This is a genomic window from Saccharopolyspora tripterygii (genome assembly GCF_054778355.1).
In genome coordinates, this window is record NZ_BAAGZP010000033.1 from 1 (window position 1) to 14036 (window position 14036).

The 14036-nt window shown below is 69.0% G+C and carries 9 protein-coding genes; 8 read left to right on the forward strand and 1 reads right to left on the reverse strand.

The window, feature by feature from the left end; translation table 11 throughout:
* The first annotated feature begins 315 nt into the window (after nucleotides 1-315).
* Together ACYVF3_RS23810 and ACYVF3_RS23815 are read left to right on the forward strand one after the other, a co-directional pair.
* Nucleotides 316-1716 (forward strand): MFS transporter, encoded by a 1401-nt coding sequence (locus ACYVF3_RS23810; RefSeq protein WP_461156478.1) that lies wholly within the window; start codon nucleotides 316-318, stop codon nucleotides 1714-1716.
* A 253-nt stretch (nucleotides 1717-1969) separates the two neighbouring features.
* Nucleotides 1970-2233 carry a hypothetical protein gene (locus ACYVF3_RS23815; protein WP_461156479.1) on the forward strand — a complete coding sequence of 88 codons (264 nt, stop codon included), beginning with the start codon at nucleotides 1970-1972 and terminating at the stop codon, nucleotides 2231-2233.
* A gap of 331 nt (nucleotides 2234-2564) precedes the next feature.
* Here the strand turns inward: ACYVF3_RS23815 and ACYVF3_RS23820 are convergent, their stop codons facing one another.
* The gene (locus ACYVF3_RS23820; RefSeq protein WP_461156480.1) at nucleotides 2565-3653 is read right to left on the reverse strand and encodes a 3-deoxy-7-phosphoheptulonate synthase; all 1089 of its coding nucleotides are present in this window, start codon (nucleotides 3651-3653) and stop codon (nucleotides 2565-2567) included.
* Nucleotides 3654-4006: 353 nt separating this feature from the next.
* Here ACYVF3_RS23820 and ACYVF3_RS23825 point away from each other — a divergent pair, with 353 nt between their 5' ends.
* From ACYVF3_RS23825 to ACYVF3_RS23850, 6 genes are all read left to right on the forward strand, one after another.
* The gene (locus ACYVF3_RS23825) at nucleotides 4007-8419 is read left to right on the forward strand and encodes an ATP-binding protein (RefSeq protein ID WP_461156481.1); all 4413 of its coding nucleotides are present in this window, start codon (nucleotides 4007-4009) and stop codon (nucleotides 8417-8419) included.
* 25 nt (nucleotides 8420-8444) lie between these two features.
* A complete protein-coding gene (locus tag ACYVF3_RS23830; RefSeq protein ID WP_461156482.1) occupies nucleotides 8445-9473 on the forward strand; it encodes an FkbO/Hyg5 family chorismatase in 1029 nt (342 codons plus the stop codon).
* 169 nt (nucleotides 9474-9642) lie between these two features.
* The gene (locus ACYVF3_RS23835) at nucleotides 9643-11022 is read left to right on the forward strand and encodes a glycosyltransferase (protein WP_461156483.1); all 1380 of its coding nucleotides are present in this window, start codon (nucleotides 9643-9645) and stop codon (nucleotides 11020-11022) included.
* Between the two features lie 7 nt (nucleotides 11023-11029).
* On the forward strand, nucleotides 11030-12202 hold the full coding sequence (locus ACYVF3_RS23840) for a cytochrome P450 (protein WP_461156484.1): 1173 nt from the start codon (nucleotides 11030-11032) through the stop codon (nucleotides 12200-12202).
* Between the two features lie 51 nt (nucleotides 12203-12253).
* Entirely contained in the window at nucleotides 12254-12451 is a 198-nt protein-coding gene (locus tag ACYVF3_RS23845; protein WP_461156485.1) for a ferredoxin, read from the forward strand.
* Between the two features lie 191 nt (nucleotides 12452-12642).
* Nucleotides 12643-13923 carry an HNH endonuclease signature motif containing protein gene (locus ACYVF3_RS23850; protein WP_461156486.1) on the forward strand — a complete coding sequence of 427 codons (1281 nt, stop codon included), beginning with the start codon at nucleotides 12643-12645 and terminating at the stop codon, nucleotides 13921-13923.
* The last annotated feature ends 113 nt before the right edge of the window (nucleotides 13924-14036 follow it).

The following is a 14036-nucleotide window of genomic DNA, read 5'->3' on the forward strand; positions in this document are numbered from 1 at the left end:
GTCCCTTCTCAACTCCGCAGCGCCCCCGCCGACCAAGATCAGTTCAGGAACAGGCTCTTAGGGGTCATTGCTGACAGACTCGCGGCATCGTGATCGAACGATCATTTCAACGCACTCGCGGTTCGGGAAATTTCCGCCCGCAGAACACTTATGCAAGGTTTGCCCGCTTTGATTGCATGTTGCCTTGATTCGCTTTCGCCGGATTGGGCAGCCCCTCCTTCTTCCACTACTGTCGTTCGCCATGTTCGCGTTCCGCAAGAAAGCATCAGCGCATAGGCCTCTCACCGCCGCCACCTCGCCGGGGCGGTGGTGCGGATGACCGAGCAGAGCGAGGAACCCGGCTTTTCCTCCGGCGTCCGCACCGTCGGCGGAATCACCGTCGTGGATCCGTCCCTGGTGCGCCGAGCGGTCGCCGCTGCAGCCGTGGGAAATGTGACCGAATGGTTCGACTTCGGGGTGTTCGCGTACATGGCGACCACCATCGGCAAGGTCTTCTACCCCCAGTCGAGCCCGACCGCGCAGTTGTTGGCGACGTTCGGCACATTCGCGGCCGCATTTCTCGTGCGTCCCCTCGGCGGACTGTTCTTCGGGCCGCTCGGCGACCGGATCGGGCGCACCAAGGTGCTCGCCACGACGATGATCATGATGGCGGCCGGGACGTTCTGCATCGGCCTCATCCCCAGCCACGACACGATCGGCCTGGCAGCGCCCGCTCTCCTGCTGCTCGCGAGGTTCGTCCAGGGCTTCTCCACCGGCGGCGAGTACGGCGGTGCGATGACGTTCATCGCCGAGTACGCCCCGGACCGCAGACGTGGATTCCTCGGCAGCTGGCTGGAGTTCGGCACGCTGACCGGGTACATCTTCGGCGCGGTGATCGTCGCCGTGCTCACCGCCGCGATGCCCGAACAGGAACTGCTGTCCTGGGGTTGGCGCATCCCGTTCCTCATCGCCGGACCGCTGGGCATCGTCGGCATGTACCTGCGGTTGAAACTGGAGGAGACCCCGGCCTTCGCCAAGCTCGTCGAGACCCACGAGGCCCGCGAAGCCGAGTCGGCGACCACGAAGCTGCGGGACATCTTCGTCCGGCATTGGCCCGCCATGCTGATCTGCGGTGCGCTGGTGCTGGTGTTCAACGTGACCAACTACATGCTCACCGCGTACATGCCGACCTACCTCTCCGACGAGCTGCCGACGGGGATCAGCTCGACGGAGTCCTCGGTGCTGCAGATCGTGGTCATGGCGCTGATGCTCGTCGTCATCACCTTCATCGGTAGCGCCAGCGACAGGTTCGGGCGCAAGCCGGTGATCATGACCGGGTGCGTCGCGCTCGTGGTCCTGTCGGTGCCGTCGGTGCTGCTCGTTCAGCAGAACACACTTCCGACGGTGTTCGCGGGACTGCTGATCATGGGCCTGATGCTGGTGGTCTTCAGCGCCACGATGCCTTCGACGCTCCCCGCGCTGTTCCCGACGAACATCCGTCAGGGCGGGCTGTCGATCTCATTCAACATCTCGGTGTCGCTGTTCGGCGGCACGGTCGCCACGGTCATGACAGCGCTCATCGCGGCCACCGGCGACCTGATGTGGCCGGGGTACTACCTCGTCGGCGCAGGCGTCCTCGGCGCGATCGGCATCTGGTTCACCGAGGAATCGGCCGGACGTCCGCTCCCGGGCTCACCGGCCTCGGCCGCGCCCGAGGAAGCCGGCGCCGCGCGCTGATCCCCTCGCGGGCGGCGACGACCCGGCATCCCGCGCGAGTTCGGGACAAAGACCGCGAATTACGCGTCGAGCAACGCCCCTCAGCGACGGCGTTGCTCGACGCGGACGCGCAGCCCGCGTGCGCCGTTGCGGTGTTCTCGGCAGGGTTTTGCCAGCGCGCCCGGCGGATGCCGATGAGCAGGAGGAGGACGGCGCCGACGAGCGTCCAGGCTCCGAGCGCCCGCGCGATGAACGGCGGAGGCGTGATCCGCCTGTGCGGGACTGGGCGCGGCGGGACGAGGCGGTCGCCGAACGCCTGCGCCACATCGACAACCGGCGCATGCAACTGCTCCGCGACGCGATCAGCACCCGCTGCTCCGACCCCGACGAGGTCGAGGCCCGCAGCCTGCTCGCCTTCTGCGCGGCCATCGGCAACCACTTCCTCGCCGCCGACCACCCCGGGCGGACTCGCGCGCAGGTCCTCGCCCGCGCCGGGGACCTCCTCCTCCAGCAACCGCCCGGCGACACCGCGCCGTGAGCGATTCGCGCGCGGATGCTGAGCAGACGGGCTCAGTCGGCGGCTTGGAGGCGGTTCGCGATCAGATCAAGGTAGTGGTTCATGTTGACCTGCAGGTATTCTGACTCGTTTGCTTCCCAGAATACCCCGACTACCAAGAACTTCCGTCGCCATAGCGGGTTACCTCGTGCCGAATTCCCGCCGCAGCCGGGCGATCGGCATCACAGCGGCGCTCTCACACCCGTTCCGCCACGCTCATCTGCGCGACCACCTGGCCCGCGACCATCGAACGAACCGTCGCAGACCGGAACGCCAACAGCCCCTGCACCTGCCGGCGGAGACCAATTCCCGGCTACCGCCTGCGGGTTTCCACGGCGGCGGCCAAGGTGTCGATGAGGATGGCTGTCGTGGACCAGTCGAGGCAGGGGTCGGTGATGCTCTGCCCGTAGGTGAGGTCGTGGAACTTGCCGGGGACCAGGTCCTGGCGGCCTGAGGCGATGAAGCTCTCCACCATGAGGCCCGCGATCCCCGGCTCCCCCGCGGCGATCCTCTCGGCAAGCTCGCGAGCCACCGCGGCCTGGCGCTCGGGATCCTTGTCGCTGTTGCCGTGGCTGGCATCGACGAGGACGCGCTCCGGCAAGTGCGCCGCGCGCAAGCGGGTCAGGGTGTCGGCGACGGTGGCGGCGTCGTAGTTCGGGCCGGTCGTTCCGCCACGCAGGATGACGTGGCAGTCGGCGTTGCCGGTGGTGGTCAGCAGTGCGGCCACGCCGTCCGCGGTGATCCCGGTGAACACGTGACCGGCAGCGGCGGCGCGGGTCGCGTCGACGGCCACCTGCACGTCTCCTTCGGTGGAGTTCTTGATGCCGACCGGCATCGACAGCGCGCTGCACAGCTGCCGGTGCACCTGGCTGCCGGCGGTCCGAGCACCGATCGCGCCCCAGCTCACGGTGTCGGCGAGGAACTGCGGGATGATCGGGTCGAGGAACTCGCAACCCACCGGGAGCCCGAGCCCGCCGATGTCCAGCAGCAGCCGACGTGCGGTGCGCAGCCCCTTGTTGACGGCGAAGCTGCCGTCCAGGTCCGGGTCGTTGATCAGGCCTTTCCAGCCCAGCGTCGTGCGCGGTTTCTCGAAGTAGACCCGCATCACCACGTGCACCTGGTCGCGCACCTCGGCGGCTTCGCGCGCCAGCCGCCTGGCGTAGTCCAGTGCGACTTCCGGGTCGTGCACCGAGCAGGGGCCCACCACGAGCAGGAGCCGGTCGTCGCGCCCGGCCAGGATGTCGGCGGCGGCCGTCCGGCCGTGCGCCACGGTTCCGGCGACGCCCGGGGTCATCGGGTGTTCCTGCTTGAGCAGCGCGGGCGTGATCAGCGGGTCCACGGCCGCGACACGCGAGTCGTCCAGCCCGGGTGAGGTGTCGGCTGGCCCTGCGGACAAAGTCATGGCGGGGAGTTCCTTTCGGCGACCGGCCCGCCGCAGCCGATCTCGGTTCGTCGGGATCGGGGAGTCAGCGCGCGGCAGGAGGAGCTGACCGGCCGAACCAGAGATCGACAGCCGCGTTGCTACCGCTGTGCGACGGTAGCACTCCGCGCAGCGCTCGAACGTCGGCAAGAATCCGGTATTTCCCTAGTCATTCGCGCCGTAGGGTTCGGTCGGGTCACGTGCCAGACCTCGCATGGTGCGACCAATGCCCAGGGGCACGGGCGATGCGGGATGTTGGTGCACCCGTCAGTGATCGACCATTGTGGACAGGTTGCGGCCGGGCTCCGGCACGAGCCAGTCGGGAGGCTTGAACGATGTTCAGCCGTGTCGCCATCGTCAACCGTGGAGAAGCCGCGATGCGGCTCATCCGCGCCGTCCGGGATCTGTCGGCGGAGATCGGCAAACCGATCGAGACCGTCGCGCTGCACACCGATGCCGACCGCGACGCGACATTCGTGCGGGAGGCCGACCTCGCGCAATCCCTGGGTCCCGCCGCGGCCCGCCCCTACCTCGACCACGCCGTGCTGGAGCGCGCGCTCGTCGAGTCCGGCGCCGACGCCGCGTGGGTCGGTTGGGGATTCGTCGCCGAGGACCCGGCGTTCGCCGAGCTCTGCGAGAAGATCGGCATCACCTTCGTGGGCCCGAACGCCGAAGCCATGCGCGAGCTCGGCGACAAGATCGGCGCGAAGCACATCGCCGAGGAGGTCGGCGTGCCGGTCGCGCCGTGGAGCCGTGGCCCGGTGACCACGCTCGACGACGCGGTGCGCATCGGCGCGGAGATCGGCTACCCGCTGATGCTCAAGGCGACCGCAGGCGGCGGGGGACGCGGCATCCGCAAGCTCTCCTCCGAATCAGAGCTCACCGAGTGCTACGAGCGGACCGGCCAGGAGGCGTTGCGCGCCTTCGGCTCCGGCACCGTGTTCCTGGAACGCCTGGTCACCGGCGCTCGGCACGTCGAGGTGCAGGTCATCGCCGATGGACAGGGCACCGCGTGGGCGCTGGGCGTGCGGGACTGCTCGGTGCAGCGGCGCAACCAGAAGATCATCGAGGAGTCCGCTTCGCCGGTCCTCGAACCCGACCAGGTCGCCGAGCTGAAGGTCTCGGCCGAACGGCTCGCCTTGGCCGTCGACTACCGGGGCGCCTGCACCGTCGAATTCCTCTACCACCCCGGGGAGCGGCTGTTCGCCTTCCTGGAGGTCAACACCCGCTTGCAGGTGGAGCACCCGATCACCGAGGTCACCACCGGTGCGGACCTGGTCCGGCTCCAGCTGCACGTGGCCTCCGGCGGCACGCTGGAAGGACCCCGGCCCGCCGAGGTGGGCCACGCGGTGGAGGCGCGACTCAACGCCGAGGACGCCGACCGCGACTTCGCACCCGCTCCTGGCCGCATCGTGCGTCTGGTGCTTCCCGCAGGGCCGGGCATCCGAGTGGACGCCGGGGTCAGCGAAGGCGACGTCATCCCGCCCGACTTCGACTCGATGATCGCCAAGATCATCGCCTACGGCGCCGACCGCGAGCAGGCCTTGGCACGGCTGCGCCGCGCGATGGCCGAGACGACGGTGGTCGTCGAAGGCGGCACCACCAACAAGAGCTTCGTGCTGGATCTGCTCCACCGTCCCGAGGTCATCGACGCCAGCGCCGACACCGGCTGGATCGACCGCGTGCGCGCCGAAGGCGACCTCCTCGGCGGCAGGCACTCGGGCGTGGCCCTGGCCGCGGCCGCGATCGACGGGTATCTGGAGCAGGAGTCCAGCAGCCGCCACCGGCTGCTGGAGACCGCGCACGGCGGGCGGCCGCAGGTGCAGCACGACCCCGGCGCACCGCTGGCGCTCAAGCTGCGCGGCGTCGGCTACCGGGTGAGCGTGGCCAGAGCCGGGCGGGATCGCTTCCGCGTCGGCATCAGCAGCGGCGGTGAGGTGCGCACCGCGGAGGTCGAGGTCGAGCGGTTCGACGCGCACACCGGCCGGATCACCGTCAACGGGCGGACGTTCAAGCTGACCTCCGCCGCGCACGGACACACCCACCTCGTCGAGATCGACGACGTCACCCATCTGATCAGCAGGGACGAGGGTGGCGTGCTGCGCTCCCCCGCTCCCGCCCTCGTCGTGGCCACCCCGGTGTCGGAAGGCGAGGAGGTCGACGCGGGCGCGCCGGTGCTCGTGCTGGAGAGCATGAAGATGGAGACGGTGCTGCGCGCGCCGTGCCGCGCGCGGATCAGCGAATGCCCGGTGTCGGTCGGCAGCCAGGTCGAGTCCGGCGCGCCGCTGCTGCGGCTGGAGCCGCTGGCCGACGAGGCCGACCGGACCGAGCCCACCGCCGCTCCCGTCGAGATCGAGCTCCCCGCGCAGCCCGCGCTGGGGGCGACCGAACGGGCGGAGCGCGGTCTTCGCGACCTCCACGACCTGCTCCTGGGCTTCGACACCGAACAGCAGCACCGCCGACGAGTTCTGGCGGACTACCTCGCCGCGCGCGCGGAACTGCGCGGAGGCCCCAGCGAGGGCGAGCTGGACGCGCTCGCGGTGTTCGCCGACCTCGCCGAGCTCAGCCGCGACAAACCCCGCGACGGAGACGACCTCGACCCGGCCGTCCCGGTGCACAGCCCCCGGGAGCACTTCCACCGCTACCTGCGGAGCCTCGACGTGGAGCGCTGCGGTGCCGGCGCGGGCTTCCAGGCACACCTCCAACAGGTGCTCTCCCACCACGGCGTCACCGAGCTGGACCGCGCTCCCGAGCTGGAGATCGCGATCTTCCGCGTCTTCCTGGCGCTGCAACGGCTCTCGGACGACGTCGTGGTGGTGTCCGAACTGCTGACGAGGCTGCTGGCCGGGCCGCCGCCGGACGAGTCGCTGCACGAGCGCGCGCGGATCGTGCTGCGGCAGCTGTCCGGGGTGACGCAGTCGCGCTTCCCCGAGGTCTCGGACCTGGCTCGCGACGTGCTGAAGCGGTGGTTCCAGCTGCAGGTCCCGCGGACCACCCGGGACCCGTTGCACGGGATGCGAACGGACGTGACCGAGCCGGCTCGGCCGACCGACGACTACCAGCAGAAGGTGCTGCGCGCGGCCCGGCGGGGCAACGTCTACCCCTACGAGCTGATCGACGTGCTCACCGGGCTCCAGGGACGCTTCGTCGAGCACGACTTCGACGAGGTCGGAGAGCTGGTCCCGGTGGACCGGCCGAAGGGCGGCAACACCTCGGCCATCATCGTCGGCGTCGTCAGCACCCCCACCGACCTCCACCCCGAGGGCGTGACCCGCGTTGTCCTCCTGGGTGATCCGACCAACGCGCTCGGCGCCCTCGCCGCCCCGGAATGCGAGCGGGTGATCGCCGCGCTGGACCTCGCCGAGCAGATGCGGGTACCGCTGGAGTGGTTCGCGCTGTCGGCCGGTGCGCGCATCTCCATGACCTCCGGCACCGAGAACATGGACTGGATCTCGGCCGTGCTCAAGCGGATCATCACCTTCACCCAGGACGGCGGTGAGATCAACGTCGTGGTGGCGGGCATCAACGTCGGCGCCCAGCCGTACTGGAACGCCGAGGCCACGATGCTGATGCACACCAGGGGAATCCTGGTGATGACACCGGATTCGGCGATGGTGCTCACCGGCAAGCAGTCGCTGGACTTCTCCGGCGGCGTTTCGGCCGAGGACAACTTCGGCATCGGCGGCTACGACCGGGTCATGGGCCCCAACGGTCAAGCCCAGCACTGGGCGCCGAACCTCGCCGCTGCCGCCGACGTCCTCATGGCCCACTACGAGCACACCTACGTCGCCCCCGGCGAACCCGGCCCGCGACGGGCGGTCACCACCGACCCGTTCGACCGCGACATCTCCGACTTCCCGCACGCGGCCGACGGCAGCGACTTCACGCGGGTCGGCCAGATCTTCTCCCCCGAGCACAACCCGGAGCGCAAGAAGCCCTTCGACATCCGCGCGGTGATGCGCGCCGTGGCCGACCTGGACCACCCGGTGCTGGAGCGCTGGACCGACATGGCCGACGCCGACACCTCGGTCGTGCAGGACGCGCACCTCGGCGGGATTCCCGTGTGCCTGGTCGGCATCGAGTCGCGACCGGTCCGGCGCCACGGCTTCCCGCCCACCGACGGCCCCGACGCCTACACCTCGGGCACGTTGTTCCCGCGATCGTCGAAGAAGACCGCGCGCGCCATCAACTCGGCCAGCGGGAACCGGCCGCTGGTGGTGCTGGCCAACCTGTCCGGGTTCGACGGCTCACCGGAGTCGATGCGCGAGCTGCAGCTGGAGCACGGCGCCGAGATCGGCCGGGCCGTCGTCAACTTCGAGGGTCCGATCGTCTTCTGCGTGATCTCCCGCTACCACGGTGGCGCTTTCGTCGTCTTCTCCAAGGCCCTCAACCCCGGCATGACCGTGCTGGCCGTCGAAGGCTCCTACGCCTCGGTCATCGGCGGTGCTCCGGCGGCAGCGGTGGTGTTCTCCCGCGACGTGCACAACCGCACCGGCGCCGACCCGCGCGTGGCCAAGCTGCAGGACCAGATCGCGGCTGCCGACGACGGCGAGCGGGACGCGCTGACCGCCCAGCTCACCGAGGTGTCAGCGGCGGTCCGAGCGGAGAAGCTCGGCGAGGTCGCCTCGGAGTTCGACCGGATCCACAGCATCGAGCGCGCGGTCGAGATGGGATCGGTGGACTCGATCATCAGCGCCGCCGAACTGCGGTCCCGCATCATCGCGGCCGTCGAGAACGGCACGACCTGACATCGACCCTGGAGAGCGGCTTTCCATGACACAGCAGCAGAGCGCCACCCTGCCCGCTTCGAAGTTCGCGTCCCTCGACGAGCTCGACGAGGACGCCGGCACCGTGCTCGGCGTCATCAACTACACCACCGGTGCCGCCGATCCCGACGTGTCGCGCGGGCACCTGCGGCTCGACCTCCACATGGCCCACGGCGGCACCGACTCCTTCGCCGAGGTGTGGACGACGGATCTGCCTGTGGAATCCGGGGAATCCGGCGGGATCGCCTACGCCCACGACGGCGAGCACCTGCTGTGCGCCGGTCGGATCCCACCGGGAGACCGCTACGCGGCCGGTACCCGCGCCGCGTACGCGCGGACGCTGGAGCTGATGGCCGAGCTCGGCTACCACCACTGCGCGCGGATGTGGAACTTCGTCCACCGCATCAACGAGGACAACGCCGACGGCCTGGAGATCTACCGGGACTTCTGCATGGGCCGCGCGGAAGCCTTCGAAGCGTTCCGCTTCAGCGACACCTCCGTGCCCGCCGCGACCGGAATCGGTTCGCTGGGCGGCGGAATCGCCTTCTACGTGCTCGCCTCCCGCACGAGCGCGCTGACGCCGATCGAGAACTCCAAGCAGGTCTCGGCGTACAACTACCCGGAGCAGTACGGTCCCCGTCCGCCGAAGTTCGCCAGGGCCACCCACCAGAGCGCGCCCGGCGCGGACCCCGCGTCCGGGCAGATCTACGTCTCGGGCACCTCCAGCATCCGCGGGCACGAGACGCTGTTCGCCGGTGACGTCGAGAAGCAGACGCTGCTGGCGCTGGAGAACGTCGCGCACCTGATCGGTCCCGACACGCTCTCCCACCACCGGATCGACCAGCGCAGCACGCTGGCCGACCTGGAAACCATCAAGGTCTACGTCCGCGACCACGACGACATCCCCGCCGTGCGGCGCATATGCGAGGAGCACTTCTCCCCCGACGCCCAGGTCGCCTACCTCAACGTCGACGTCTGCCGCGCCGACCTGTCGGTGGAGTTGGAGGGGATCGTGCGCTCCGCGAACCTCCCGTAGACCGTCACCGATCCGCAACGGCCGGCACCAAGTGCTTCCCGGCCCGGCACCGTCGGAGGACTAGGGCTTCTCCTCGACCTTCCCGCAGGAACGGGACAGCGCGAGACCCCGTCCGGCACGCTTCCCGGAGTGCCACGTCGGCCCGCCCACACCGAAGGGTGCTTTGCCCATGAGCTCGACTCAACGGCCGATCCTGTTCATCAGCCTGCCGGAAGCCGGTCTGCTCAACCCCCTGCTGGTGCTCGTCGAGGAGCTCTCGCGCCGGGGCGTGCCGGACCTGTGGTTCGCCGCGGACGAGAAGGCGCGAGCCGGGGTGGAAGCCGCTCAGGTCGGCTCACCCATCCAGTTCTTCTCCCTCGGCGAGGTGACGCCCGAGATGTCCTCGGTCACCTGGGACGACGAGACCTACCGCCGCGTCACGCAGCGCTCGCGGTTCAAGGCCCACCGCGCGGTCATCGAGCAGACCCACCGGCCCGAGCAGCGGGTGCCCAAGTACCGCGCTCTGGAGGAAGCGGTCGACAAGGCGCAGCCGGCGCTCATGGTCATCGACTGCATGTGCCGGTTCGCGCACGAGCTGGCGATGACCAAGAAGATCCCCTACGTGCTCAGCGACACCTTCGTGCCGAGCTACCTGCTCACCTCACCGGTGCCGATCGGCAAGTCCTACACCCCATCGGGCTTCCCCGCTCCGAACTCGGGTCTGCCGCTGCAGATGAACGTCCGCCAGCGCCTGGCCAACCGGCTGTTCAAGTGGCGCACGCTGAGCCTGGCGTTCTCCTCGATGATGAAGGAGCGCAACGCGCGCGACACGCAGGTGCGCGCCGAACTCGGCATCGACCCGGCCTCCTTCGGGCAGTTCACCCGGATCGAGGCCGCCGAACTCGTGCTCTGCTACGCGGTTCCCGAGATGGACTACCCGTTCGAGATCCCCGAGGTGATGCACAACGTCGGCGCCGTCGTCCCGCCGCTGCCGCAAGCACCAGACGAGGAACTCACGCGGTGGCTGGACGAGCGGAAGTCCGTGATCTACACCGGCTTCGGCACGATCACGCGGCTGACCGCGAAGCAGGTGCGCTCGTTCGTGGAGGTGGTCCGCCGCCTCGACGGCAGGCACGACGTCCTCTGGAAACTCCCGCGAGACCAGCAGAAGTGGCTCCCCGACGACCTGCCCGGCAACCTCCGCATCGAGGAGTGGGTGCCCTCTCAGGTGGACGTGCTGGCACATCCCCACGTCGAGGTCTTCTTCACGCACGGCGGCGGCAACGCCTACACCGAGGGCGTCCACTTCGGCAAACCCATGGTGATGCGACCTCTGTGGGTCGACTGCTACGACCAGGCCGTGCGCAGCCAGGACGTCGGCGTGAGCCTCACCCTCGACAAGCCGCACGACATGGACCCCGACGACGTTCTCGACAAGCTCACCCGAGTGCTCGACGACACCTCGTTCCGGGAGCGCGCCGAGCAGCTGGCCGCGCTCCAGCGAGCCGCCGGAGGCCGCACCACCGCGGTCGACCTCATCCTCGGACTCCCCGCGCTCACAGTGGATTGATGCCTCGATGGACACAGAAGAGAAGCCCGTCCCGTTCATGCTCCGCCGGCCGGGAGTGTCGTTCCCGCCGCCCGAGTACGCGCAGTTCCGGGAGCGGCCCGGCCTGACCAGGGCGGAGCTGCCCACCGGCGACGTCGTGTGGTTGGTGACCAGGCACGAAGACGTCCGCACCGTGCTCACCGACCCGCGCATCAGCTCGAACCCGGCGCACGAGGGCTTCCCCGCGCCCGGGCGCACCGGCGGGGTGCCCGCCGCGACCGAGATCCCCGGCTGGTTCGTGGCGCTCGACCCACCGGACCACACGAAGTTCCGCAAGCAGCTGCTGCCGGAGTTCACAGTGCGGCGCATCCGCGCTCTGCGGCCCGCGATCGAGGCCATCGTCGACGAGTCGATCGACGCGATGCTCGCCCGCGGCAACAGCGCCGACCTGGTCGAGGACTTCTCCCTCTCGGTGCCGTCGCTGGTCATCTCCGCACTGCTGGGCGTGCCGAAGGCCGACCGCGCGTTCTTCGAGGCCAAGACCAAGATCCTGGTGACCATCAACTCGACCGACGACCAGCGCGACGAGGCCAGCAAGCAGATCCTGCGCTACCTCAACAGGCTCATCGCCATCAAGCGCAAGCGTCCCGGCGACGACCTGCTCAGCAAGCTCGGTGCCGGCGACGCGATGTCGGTCCGCGAACTCTCCGGCGTCGCGATGCTGCTGCTCATCGCCGGACACGAGACCACTGCCAACAACATCTCGCTGGGCGTGATGACCCTGCTCTCGCACCCCGAGTGGGTCGGCGACGAACGGGTCGTCGAGGAGTTGCTGCGCTACTACTCGGTGGCCGACATGGTGGCGCTGCGGGTGGCCACCGACGACGTCGAGATCGGCGGGCAGCTGATCAAGGCCGGTGAGGGCGTGGTGCCGCTGGTCGCCGGCGCGAACCACGACTCGACGGTCTTCGAGCGGCCCGACGAGTTCGACCCGACCCGCTCCGCGCAAGGCCACGTGGCCTTCGGCTACGGCGTGCACCAGTGCCTCGGGCAGAACCTCGTCCGGCTGGAGATGGAGGTCGCCTACTCGAAGCTGTTCGAACGGATCCCGACGCTGGAGATCGCGGTGCCGCTGTCGGATCTGCCCTTCAAGTACGACGGGATCCTCTTCGGACTGCACAAGCTTCCGGTGCGGTGGTGACGGTCTCGCACCGGACCGACCGGGGTGTCCCCGCAGAGAGGTGAGGAAAACATGGCTCAGATCGTCGTGGACGTGACGCGGTGCGTCGGGGCGGCGCAGTGCGTGCTGTCGGCACCCGACCTGTTCGACCAGGACGACGACGGATTCGTGATGCTGCTGGAGGAACGGCCCTCTGGCGAGCTGGAGCAGTCCGCCGGCGTCGCCGCCACGCTCTGCCCGTCGCAGGCGATCACCGTCAAGGAGTCCTGAACCTGGACGAGATCGGTCCCCGGTCATCTTGTGGTGGCCGGGGACTGTCCTGTCTCCGGGTGGGCACGCCTTCTCGCTGGATGAAACCGGCTTTGCGTGGGGTAGTTTCGCCGGTTTTCTGGTGTGGATCACCCGATTTGGTGATCGGTTTTCGCTCGTGCTTTCGAATGCTCGGGTGCATCATTTAGCACATGAGTTCGAGGACGCCTGTGGGGGCCGCGGTGGCGACGGCCAGGGCCGCGCTCGCCGCGGTCCTGGCGTCCGCGCCGCACACCAGTGATGCCGAGTTGACCGAATCGATCGTGGACGCCGAAGCCCTTGCGCGTCTTGTCCAGTCGCTGCAGGCGAACCTGGTCGCCGAAGCCGACCGGCGATCCTTGGCGCGCGCTCAAGGGGCCCGGGACACCGCGACCTGGTTGCAGGACCGGCTGAAAGTCGATCCCGGGCAGGCACGCGCCAGAGTCGAGGTGGCCCGCGCTGCCGCAGGCGCGCCGAGCCGGAAAGCCCTGTCCGACGGTATTATCAGTCTCGATCATGCGCGAGTGATCGCTGCCTGCGTGCGGAAACTGCCCGACACCGCTGCCGGTGAGGCGGCGAACGTCGAGCGGGTTCTCACCGAACGAGCACAACGCTGCCGGCCGAGTGACTTGCGTCGGTTGGCCGATGGCGTCAACGCCACCTTCGACCGCGACACCGCAGTGCGAGACGAACACGCCCAGTACGAGTCTCGGGAACTGCACTACATCACCACCGACGACGGCATGGTGATGATCAAGGCCCGGCTCGACAAGGAAACCGGGCAGAAGTTCATCGCGGCCATCCGGCCGTTGTCGAAACCGTGCCCTGCGGCCGATGGTGAACCCGATCCGCGAACTCCCGCCCAACGACACGCTGATGGTCTTGCCACGCTGGTGGACTTGGCATTGGGATCCGACCGCATGCCGCGAGTCGGTGGTCAGCGGGTGCAGGTTCAGGCATCGGTCGACTACGACGACCTGGTGCGCAGCCTCGACCCTCAAGGCGAGGGTGTCGTTCCGGGAGTCTTCACCGACGGGACACCCATCACCACCGACAACGTACGTCGCCTGGCCTGTGACGCCGGGATCCTCCCGATCGTCCTGGGAAGCGACGGTGTCCCGGTGGACTACGGGCGGGAAGAACGCACCGCACCGCCCGCCCAACGAGCCGCACTGCTCCGGCGGGACGGCGTGTGTGCGTTCCCCGGGTGTGAGCATCCTCCGGGAACCTCACAGGCACACCACATCCGCCACTGGCTCGACGGCGGTGCGACCGACCTCGACAACATGGTCATGCTCTGCGCCTTCCACCACCGCACCATTCACCACGCCCAGTGGAACGTCGTGGTGGAGAAGGGACGCCCGGCGTTCATCCCGCCCGCGCGCGTGGACCCGTCGCGCACTCCACGACCCGCAGGTGCGGCGAGAACCACCCTGCACCACCAAGTGATTTAGAGCCTCCGGCCACCACCACGCCAACCCGAACCCACCCACAACTAACGCGCTGTTCCCGGAACCCGGCCACGCCCTTGTGGCCGGCCACCCCGGCATGCCCTGAAGCACCTGCT

Bases quoted from the DNA above. Each gene is read 5' to 3' on its own strand.
- ACYVF3_RS23810 (WP_461156478.1), top strand. From the start codon at position 316: ATGACCGAGCAGAGCGAGGAACCCGGCTTTTCCTCCGGCGTCCGCACC.
- ACYVF3_RS23820 (WP_461156480.1), bottom strand. From the start codon at position 3,653: ATGACTTTGTCCGCAGGGCCAGCCGACACCTCACCCGGGCTGGACGAC.
- ACYVF3_RS23825 (WP_461156481.1), top strand. From the start codon at position 4,007: ATGTTCAGCCGTGTCGCCATCGTCAACCGTGGAGAAGCCGCGATGCGG.
- ACYVF3_RS23830 (WP_461156482.1), top strand. From the start codon at position 8,445: ATGACACAGCAGCAGAGCGCCACCCTGCCCGCTTCGAAGTTCGCGTCC.
- ACYVF3_RS23835 (WP_461156483.1), top strand. From the start codon at position 9,643: ATGAGCTCGACTCAACGGCCGATCCTGTTCATCAGCCTGCCGGAAGCC.
- ACYVF3_RS23840 (WP_461156484.1), top strand. From the start codon at position 11,030: ATGGACACAGAAGAGAAGCCCGTCCCGTTCATGCTCCGCCGGCCGGGA.
- ACYVF3_RS23845 (WP_461156485.1), top strand. From the start codon at position 12,254: ATGGCTCAGATCGTCGTGGACGTGACGCGGTGCGTCGGGGCGGCGCAG.
- ACYVF3_RS23850 (WP_461156486.1), top strand. From the start codon at position 12,643: ATGAGTTCGAGGACGCCTGTGGGGGCCGCGGTGGCGACGGCCAGGGCC.